Genomic DNA, 1,180 nt, shown 5'->3' with positions numbered 1-1,180 from the left:
TGCATGCCCTGGAACACCAGGTACGCGGCCGGGAAGCTGTCCGAATAGCGGTACCACTTCTCGCCGACCAGCGTGATGATGTACTCGTCGGACTTCAGGAAATCATTGCTCAGGTCTTCCTTGGTGAAGACACGCTTGGGCGTGTACTGCACCTCGAGGTTGATGATGAACTGGCTCCAGAACGAGTTGATGTCCGCCGTCTCGGTGACCGAACTCACGCCCAGGCCGAACACTTCTTCGCGGAAGTAGTCGCGCTGCACGTTGCCGCGGATCGATCCGCCCGATCCGATGAAGAACGTGTTCAGCAGGTGGCTGGCTTCGTCGAGCGTGGAGACTTCGGAGGCGAACGAATCACGCAGCGCGGGGTATTCGCGAATGGCGGTGTTCAAGGCATCGAAGCCATCCAGGCGAACGCTCGCCGCACCGGAGAACCACTCGCGATCGCTGTAGATGCCGCCCGGTCCGATCGTGAACGGCGTGTGCGACAGCGATTCGCCGATTGAGCTGTACATGCGGCACGTCGACGGGCTGTCGGTGGGCAGGCCCACGCACTGCGGGCGAGCCGAATAAGCGAGCTCCACCGCTGCGCCGACCGGGCCATACAACCCCTTGTTGATGCCGCTCTCGGCCCAGCGGAACGCACCGAGCGGGTTGTAGCGGCTCACCGCCATCGCCTGCCAGCCCCAATCGCCGTAATCCGTCTTCACGCGCACGCCGAAGTCGAGCTTCTTGTCGTAATTGCCGGTGAAGTAGTTGTCCAGCGGCCGGTAGAACTGCGAGGGAATGACGTTGTACGGCGTGTTCGGGTTGGTGAGGATGTCCGGCTGGAACTTGCCGACGTAGCTGTCGACGATCATGAAGTCCGTGACCTGCGCGGTAGCGCGCAATGCGATCTTCGGTACGCGTTCGTCCTCGAACTCTTCCACCGCGCGATCGATCACCAGATGGCGGCGAAGATCCAGGCCGTTGGCGACGTCGAAGGTGCGGAAGAAGATGGCCTGGCCCCAGGCGATCTGCTGGTTGCCGAAACGGATGTCGTAGTTGTCGGCCTTGTAATTGAGGATCAGCGTGCCGAAGTCGACGAAGTAGTCGCGACCGGCAAGCTCGAGCGGATTGATGTTGCGCCCGTTGCGGCCCTTGGCCTCGTAGTAGTTGACCTTGCCGGTGTCAGCGTAGCGGT

1 protein-coding gene is annotated in these 1,180 nt (G+C 61.7%); it reads right to left on the bottom strand.

Annotated features, from left to right (window positions below):
* Positions 1–1,180, bottom strand: a 1,180-nt coding sequence (locus tag DFR24_RS24245) for a DUF1302 family protein (protein ID WP_366518979.1), incomplete at both ends; no start/stop codon positions are given.

Origin of the sequence: Panacagrimonas perspica (assembly GCF_004364935.1) — a bacterium.
GTDB classification, from domain to species: domain Bacteria; phylum Pseudomonadota; class Gammaproteobacteria; order Nevskiales; family Nevskiaceae; genus Panacagrimonas; species Panacagrimonas perspica.
Note: the sequence above shows the minus strand (reverse complement) of the source record. Positions and strands in the feature narration are given on the sequence as shown.